The sequence below is a fragment of the Burkholderia sp. Ac-20392 genome, from assembly GCF_017104585.1.
GTDB classification, from domain to species: domain Bacteria; phylum Pseudomonadota; class Gammaproteobacteria; order Burkholderiales; family Burkholderiaceae; genus Burkholderia; species Burkholderia lata.
Genome location: NZ_JAAGPB010000423.1, coordinates 1 through 7,501 on the forward strand (window position 1 = coordinate 1; position 7,501 = coordinate 7,501).

Annotated in this window: 6 protein-coding genes; 2 read left to right on the top strand and 4 right to left on the bottom strand. The window is 69.2% G+C overall.

Annotation, left to right across the window (positions count from 1 at the left end; genetic code table 11):
- Both mprF and G3N99_RS30915 read left to right on the top strand, forming a co-directional pair.
- A partial coding sequence (mprF, locus tag G3N99_RS30910) for a bifunctional lysylphosphatidylglycerol flippase/synthetase MprF (RefSeq protein ID WP_206124278.1) occupies window positions 1-2,014 on the top strand: 2,014 nt, incomplete at its 5' end.
- The gene (locus G3N99_RS30915; RefSeq protein WP_174943060.1) at window positions 2,011-3,291 is read left to right on the top strand and encodes a virulence factor family protein; all 1,281 of its coding nucleotides are present in this window, start codon (window positions 2,011-2,013) and stop codon (window positions 3,289-3,291) included. The genes mprF and G3N99_RS30915, both read left to right, overlap by 4 nt.
- 78 nt (window positions 3,292-3,369) lie before the next feature.
- On the opposite strand, the gene G3N99_RS30920 is transcribed toward G3N99_RS30915, so the two are convergent.
- From G3N99_RS30920 to G3N99_RS30935, 4 genes are all read right to left on the bottom strand, one after another.
- Window positions 3,370-3,804, bottom strand: coding sequence for a DUF934 domain-containing protein (locus tag G3N99_RS30920; RefSeq protein ID WP_206124279.1), 435 nt, complete (start codon window positions 3,802-3,804; stop codon window positions 3,370-3,372).
- Window positions 3,801-5,585 (bottom strand): nitrite/sulfite reductase, encoded by a 1,785-nt coding sequence (locus tag G3N99_RS30925; RefSeq protein WP_206124280.1) that lies wholly within the window; start codon window positions 5,583-5,585, stop codon window positions 3,801-3,803. Before G3N99_RS30925 ends, G3N99_RS30920 begins: the two co-directional genes overlap by 4 nt.
- Window positions 5,586-5,786: 201 nt before the next feature.
- Window positions 5,787-6,188 carry a hypothetical protein gene (locus tag G3N99_RS30930; protein WP_174943066.1) on the bottom strand — a complete coding sequence of 134 codons (402 nt, stop codon included), beginning with the start codon at window positions 6,186-6,188 and terminating at the stop codon, window positions 5,787-5,789.
- A 92-nt stretch (window positions 6,189-6,280) separates the two neighbouring features.
- On the bottom strand, window positions 6,281-7,501 hold a 1,221-nt coding region (locus G3N99_RS30935), incomplete at its 5' end, for a PLP-dependent aminotransferase family protein (RefSeq protein WP_206124281.1).

The window sequence follows — 7,501 nt, forward strand, 5'->3', positions numbered from 1 at the left end:
TGCCGCGATGGTCGTGATGTGCGGCAACACCGCGCGCCCGGTCGTCACGCGCTTCAAGTGGCTGTCGTTCGACGTGCCGGCGCGGCGCGATCTCGTCGCGCAGGTCGTCTATGCGGTATTCGACGTCGTCGCGGCGGGCCTGACGCTGTGGGTGCTGCTGCCGGCCGCGCCGGTCGGCTTCCCGACCTTCATTACCGTTTACGCCGCGGCGTTGCTGCTGGGGATGATCGGCCATACGCCGGGCGGGATCGGCGTGTTCGAAGCCGCGATGGTGTTCACGCTCGGTCGCGAAGTGCCGCCGCACGCGATGGTCGCCGCGCTGATCGCGTATCGCGCGATCTATTTCGGCGTGCCGCTCGTGCTGTCGGCCGGCCTGCTGGCCGGTTTCGAAGGCCGCGCGCTGCGGCGCCGGCTCGTGACGCGGCAGGCCGTGCGCGTGTCGCAGCTCGCGCCGGTGTTCCTGAGCCTCGTGACGTTCGCGGTTGGCGGGATGCTGGTGATCTCGAGCGCGACGCCCGCGTTCTGGCACCGGATCGCGATCCTGCGCCACCTCGTGCCGCTGTGGGTGCTCGAAGGCTCGCAGGTGATCTGCAGCGTGCTCGGCGTGGCGCTGCTGTTCGTCGCGCGCGGGCTGCTGCGCCGTCTCGACGGCGCATGGTGGATGACCTTCGCGCTGACGCTCGCCAGCCTCGCGCTGTCGCTGGCGAAGGGCCTCGCGTTCGTCGAGGCCGGCGTGCTCGGCACGCTGCTGGTGCTGCTGCTCGTCAGCCGTCGCCGCTTCAACCGCCATTCGTCGCTGCTGGCCGAGCGCTTCACGGTGAGCTGGTTCGTGTCGGTGGCGATGGTGCTGATGCTGGCCGTGTGGGTGCTGTTCTTCGCATTCCGCGACGTGCCGTACACGCGCGAGCTGTGGTCGCATTTCTCGTTCGACGCGCGTGCGCCGCGGGCGCTGCGCGCGACGCTCGCGTCCGGCGTGTTCGTTGCGCTGTTCGCGCTGTGGCAACTGCTGCGCCCGGCGCCGGGCCGTTTCGTGAAGCCGGCGGAGCAGGACCTGTCGGATGCCGAACGGATCATCCGCGCGCAGGAATGCAGCGATGCGGGCCTTGCGCTGATGGGCGACAAGTCGTTCCTGTTCTCGGAGTCCCGCCAGGCCTTCCTGATGTATGCGAAGAACGGCCGCACGTGGGCCGCGCTGCACGACCCGGTCGGACCGCGCGAGGAATGGCCGGCGCTGATCAGCAAGTTCATCGCGCTCGCCCACGCGCATAGCGGCCGGGCGGCGTTCTACCAGGTGCGTGCGAACGCGCTGCCGCTGTATCTCGACGCGGGGCTCACGCTGATGAAGCTCGGCGAGGAAGCGCATATCGCGCTCGACCGGTTCGACCTGAAAGGCTCGAACCGCTCGCACCTGCGCTACGCGCTGCGCCGCGGCGACAAGGACGCGCTGACGGTCGAAGTGATCGCGCCGAGCGATGTGCCGGCCGCGCTGCCGGCGCTGCGCGATATCTCCGACGGCTGGCTCGACAGCCGCGACGCGCGTGAGAAGAGCTTCTCGGTCGCCGCGTTCCACGACGGCTATCTGGCGACGCAGTCGGTGATGCTCGTGCGGCAGGCCGACAAGCCGATCGCGTTCGTCACGTTCATGACGACCGACCTCAACACCGAGGCGACGGTCGGCGTGATGCGCCATCTGCCGGACGCTTCGCCGTACGCGATGGAATATCTGTTTACGCAGCTCGCGCTGCATCTGAAGGAAGCGGGCTTCCGCAAGCTGAGCCTGGGCATCGCGCCGTTCTCGGGGATGGGGGCGGCGAAGATGCCGTCGCCGTTGCACCGGATCGGCCTGATGGTCTGGCGCTTCGGCGGCCGCTTCTACAACTTCCGCGGCTTGCGCGCATTCAAGAGCAAGTTCGAACCACACTGGGAGCCGCGTTACCTCGCGGCCTCGGGTACGGTCGGCGTGTTCGTCACGCTTGCGGATCTGTCATTGCTGGCTGGAGGTCGGCGTTCATGATGTTGAAGAAGGGAATCGCGCGGGCCGCAGCCGCCTGCGCGGGAATGATGCTGGCCGGCGCCGCGTGCGCTACGCAGCCAGCCGCAGTGAAGGCCGAAACCGTATCGGGCGGCCGCTATGGGCCCGTGACCGTGACCAAACCCAGCGGGCCGTTGCGCGGCTTCGTCGTGCTGTTCTCGCGTGAGGCCGGCTGGAATGCGGCCGACCAGCAGGCCGCCGATGCACTCGCGAAGGCCGGGGCGATGACGGTCGGCGTCGATTCGGAGCGCTATGCGATGAATCTCGCCGCGAAGCAGGAGACCTGCCACCACCTCGACGGCGACGCCGAAGCGGTCAGCCACCAGCTCGAACGCCTCGCGCAGTCGTCGCGCTACTTCACGCCGATCGTCGCGGGCGTGGGCCAGGGCGGCGCGATCGCGAAGCAGATCCTGTCGATGGCGCCGGAGAACACGATCGCCGGTGTCGTATCGGTCGATCCGGCTGCGAAGCTCGATCCGCGCTTCAAGCCGTGCCCGCCCGATCCGACGATCGTGCGCCGCGCGATGCCGGGCTTCGTCGAAACGGCGGCCACGGGCGATTCCGCGAAGCTCGTCTCGCTCGTCACCTCGCATCTGCGGGACACCACCAGCGGCGACGAACTCGACGTGTCGGATCTGCCGCTCGTCGAGCTGCCGGCCAAGGGTGGCAACGGCCAGCTCGCGATCGTGATCTCGGGTGACGGCGGCTGGCGCGATCTCGACAAGACGATCGCCGAGGCGCTGCAGCGCGACGGCGTGTCGGTGGTCGGCATCGACAGCCTGCGCTACTTCTGGAGCGAGAAGCCGCCGGCGCAGGTGAGCCGCGATCTCGCGCGCGTGATGCGCACCTACATGGCGCGCTGGCATGCGAATCGCGTTGCGCTGGTCGGTTACTCGTTCGGCGCCGACGTGATGCCGTTCGCGTACAACCGGCTGCCGGCCGATCTGCGCGACAAGGTCGCCGTGATGTCGCTGCTCGGCTTCGCGCCGGCCGCCGATTTCCAGATCCGCGTGACGGGGTGGCTCGGCATGCCCGCAAGCGACAAGGCGCTGAAGGTCGCGCCGGAAATCGCGAAGGTGCCGCCGCAGCTCGTGCAGTGCTTCTATGGCGCGGAAGAGAAGGACACGATGTGTCCGGCACTCGTGAACACGGGCGCCGACGTGATCAAGACGCAGGGTGATCACCACTTCGGCCGCGACTACCTCGCGCTCGAGAAGAAGATTCTCGGCGCGTTCGGCAAGCCGGTCGCGGCGCGCTGAACGCCGGCGCCCGCTTCGCGGCGGGCGCCGGCCGGTAGCGTCCGGTTCATCGTACGGGCGGCCTGCGGGCCGCCCGTTTCATTTTCCGGCGGGCGTGGCCGTGTTCGGCTGCGGCATCGCCGTTCGCGCATCGTGCTGGTAGAAGCCGGGGAACCGGTCGAGCTGGCGCCGCGCGGCCGTGATGTCGGTGCCGTCGCCGAGCACCGCGCTCGAAAACCCCGTGCGTTCCATCAGCAGCAACTGGTCGACCAGCACGTCGCCGGTCGCGCGCAGGTCGCCGGTGAAGCCATGGCGCTTGCGCAGCAGGTACGCCTGGCTGTACGCGCGGCCGTCGGTGAACGACGGGAACGCCAGGTCGATACGCGCAGCCTGCGCGATTTGCCCGGCGAGCGGCGGCAGTTCCTCGTCGTTGCCGATCGTCAGCGTCGCTGCGTCGTGCTGCTGCGTGTCGCCGGTGTGTTCGGCCGGCGTCAGCAGCCGGATGCGTGCGGTCGGATTCTCTGCTTGCGTCATGCGTGCTCCACCTGATGGCGCGCGTCGTTCGCGGCGGCCTTGAAGGGTTCCGTGCCGATGCGGCGGACCGTGTCGATGAATCGTTCGCTGCGGCCGTCGTCATCGATCCGCGCGTCGAGATACGTATTGACGATCGCATCGACGACATCGACGATCTCGTCCGCCGAAAACGACGGGCCGATCACCTTGCCCGGTCGCGCGGGGCCGCTCGCGGTCGAGCCGTCCGAGCCGCCGAGCGTGACCTGGTACCACTCGGCGCCGTCCTTGTCGACGCCGAGGATGCCGAGGTGGCCGCTGTGATGATGGCCGCACGAGTTGATGCAGCCGCTGATGTGCAGGTCGATGTCGCCGACGTCGTGCAGCATGTCGAGATCCTGGAAGCGCTCGGCGATCGCGTCGGCGATCGGGATCGAGCGTGCATTCGCGAGCGCGCAGAAGTCACCGCCCGGGCACGCGATCATGTCCGTCAGGAGTCCGACGTTCGCGCTGGCGAGCCCGATCGCGCGCGCGTTTTCCCACAGCAGGAACAGGTCGTCGACATGCACCCACGGCAGCACGACGTTCTGCGTGTGCGTGACGCGCGCCTCGCCGGCCGAGAACTGGTCGGCAAGACCGGCGAGCGCGTCGAGTTGGTCCGGCGACGCGTCGCCCGGCGCCTGCAGGCGGCGCTTGAACGACAGCGTGACGATGCGCAGCGCCGGATCGCGGTGGTCGGCCACGTTGCGTGCGAGCCAGCGCGCGAAGGCCGGATGGCGTGCGGCCTGGGCGGAGAGGCGCTGGTTCGCGTCGCGCAGGCTGACCGTGCGCGGCTTGAGCCGCGGCGGGACGAACGACGCGGCGACGCGGTCGAACTCGACCTGCGGAATCGTGTGCAGCCCGCCGTCGTGATCGACGATCTGGCGGAACTCCTCCTCGACGTCGTCGATGTAGCGCTGTCCCTCGGTCTTCACGAGGATCTTGATGCGCGCCTTGTACTTGTTGTCGCGCCGTCCGTAGCGGTTGTACACGCGGACGATCGCCTCGATGTAGTTCATCACGTGCTGCCACGGCAGGAACGCGCGCAGCAGCGTCGCGATCATCGGCGTGCGGCCCATCCCGCCGCCGACGCTCACGCGAAAGCCGAGCGCGCCCGCGTCGTCGCGCACGAGCTTCAGCCCGACGTCATGCCAGTCGGTGGCCGCGCGGTCTTCGGTCGCGCCGGTGATCGCGATCTTGAACTTGCGCGGCAGGAACGCGAATTCGGGGTGCAGCGTCGTCCACTGGCGCATCACCTCGGCGAACGGGCGCGGATCGACGATCTCGTCCGGCGCGACGCCGGCGCGCTCGTCGCACGAGATATTGCGGATGCAGTTGCCGCTCGTCTGGATGCCGTGCATGTCGACGCTCGCGAGCAGGTCCATCACGTCGGCGGCCTTGTCGAGCGGAATCCAGTTGAACTGCACGTTGGTGCGCGTCGTGAAGTGCGCGCTGCGGGTCGGCAGGCGCAGCGTGCCGAGCAAGGCCTGCGCGTCGGATGCGGTGCGGTAGGTGGCGTCGTCCGGCACGTCGTAGACGCGCGCGATCCGCGCGAGCACGCGCAGCTGCGCGCTCGACAGTTCGCCGTACGGGACGGCCACGCGCAGCATCGGCGCGTGGCGCTGCACGTACCAGCCGTTCTGCAGGCGCAGCGGCCGGAACGCGTCTTCGCTCAGTGTGCCGTGCTGCCAGCGTTCGAGCTGGTCGCGAAACTGGGCGGCGCGGCTGTGCACGAGCGCCCGGTCGAAAACGGTATATCGATACATGACGTGATACGCGAGAGGAGCCGTGGCGCGGAGCGCGCGGCTCGGGACAGACGTTGCGACGGGTGTCAGGCAACCGGAGACAGCGTAGGGAACGCGGTGCGGCGGGACAAGCAGCAGATGGGGACGAAAAGGGCGCAGCAGATGGCCGGCGTGACGCCGGCGCGGGCCGGGCATGCGCGCGTGCATGCCCGTGGCGGCTGGTTATGCGTCGGCGTCGACGTCGACGACGAGCGCCGGATCGAGCGCACGGATGCGCTGGTCGATGAAGTAGCCGCCGCCTTCCTGGTAGCGCAGGAACAGGCGGCCGCACGAGCGGCAGCGGTTGACGGTGCAGCGGTTGTACGGGAAATGGCGCAGCGCGATCGGCGCGTCGTCCGACGCATAGCGCGTGCCGGCCGGGTGGTGTTCGGCGTAAGTCGGCTCCGTCTCGCCGGGCGGCGCGAGCGTGGCGACTTCGGTCAGTTGCGCGTCCTGCAGCGACAGCGGCAGGGTCGTCCATCCGGCGAGCGGCGTTTTCGTGCAGGTGCACGACTGCGTGACGTGCGCGGCTTCAGCGGTCAGTTTCAACAGCGCGTCGTGATCGAGGTAGGGCAGTTGACTCATGGGCAATCATGAAGGGCGGCGGGATCAGCACTGTAACCCGCGTGCGGATTGCGTGCATGGCCGTGACGCGGGCCGTGCGCACCGGGTGCGATTCACCCGCCCTTGCGGACCGACGGCTGCGCGACCAGCTCGCCGAGCACACGGATCGCGCGCTCGATGTCGCGGCTCCACGGGTGGCCGAAGTTCACGCGCACGCAACGCTCGAAGCCATGCGCGGCTGAAAACAGCGGCCCCGGCGCGAAGCTGATTCCGCGTGCGATCGCCTGGCGATGCAGTTCCATCGCGTCGATCGCGTCCGGAAACGCGAGCCACAAAAAGTAACCGCCTTCGGGCCGCACCCATTCGACGCCGGCTGGCAGCCAGCGCCGCAGCGCGTCGTCCATCCGGTCGAGCTGCGTGTGCAGCGCGCCGCGCAGCTTGCGCAGGTGCCGGTCGTAGCCTCCGTGCTCGAGATAGTTCGCGATGCCGACCTGCGCGGGAATGCTGGCCGACAGCGTCGTCATCAGCTTGAGCCGCTGCACCTTCTCCGCGAACCGGCCGGCGGCGGCCCAGCCGATCCGGTAGCCGGGCGCGAGCGTCTTCGAGAACGAACTGCAGTGCATCACGAGGCCGTGTCGATCGAACGCCCGCGCGGGCAGCGGATAGTCCGGGCCGAAGTGCAGCTCGCCGTACACGTCGTCCTCGATCAGCGGCACGTCGCGCGCGGCGAGCAACTCGACGAGTGCGCGCTTTTTCTCGGCGGACAGCGTGACGCCGGTCGGATTCTGGAAGTTGGTCATGAACCAGCACGCACGGATGTCGTGCCGGTCGAGCGCGTTCGCGAGCGCATCGAGATCGAGGCCCGTGCGCGGATCGACGGGAATCTCGACCGCGCGCAGGTCGAGCCGCTCGATCGCCTGCAGCGCCGCATAGAAACCGGGCGCTTCGACGGCCACGACGTCGCCGGGGCGCGTGACGGCCATCAGGCACAGGTTCAGCGCTTCGAGCGCGCCGTTCGTGACGACGATCTCGTCGATCGGCTGCGAGATACCGGTCGCGAGATAGCGCCGCGCGATCTGCTGGCGCAGCGCCTCGTTGCCGGGCGGCAGGTCGACGACCGTGCTCCACGGGCTGACGAGCCGCGTGGCCTGCGCGAGCGACTTCGCGAGACGCGGCAGCGGAAACAGTTGCGGCGACGGGAAGGCGGAGCCGAGCGGCACGATGCCGGGCTGCGTGGCCGCGTCGAGGACGGAGAACACGAGGCTGCTGATGTCGACCTTGCGCGTGGCGCCGGCACGGCTGGCGCGGCGCTTGGCAGCCGGGGTCGCTGTCGG

Excerpts from the sequence above, each read along its gene's own strand:
- G3N99_RS30915 (WP_174943060.1), top strand. The coding sequence starts at position 2,011 with ATGATGTTGAAGAAGGGAATCGCGCGGGCCGCAGCCGCCTGCGCGGGA.
- G3N99_RS30920 (WP_206124279.1), bottom strand. The coding sequence starts at position 3,804 with ATGACGCAAGCAGAGAATCCGACCGCACGCATCCGGCTGCTGACGCCG.
- G3N99_RS30925 (WP_206124280.1), bottom strand. The coding sequence starts at position 5,585 with ATGTATCGATATACCGTTTTCGACCGGGCGCTCGTGCACAGCCGCGCC.
- G3N99_RS30930 (WP_174943066.1), bottom strand. The coding sequence starts at position 6,188 with ATGAGTCAACTGCCCTACCTCGATCACGACGCGCTGTTGAAACTGACC.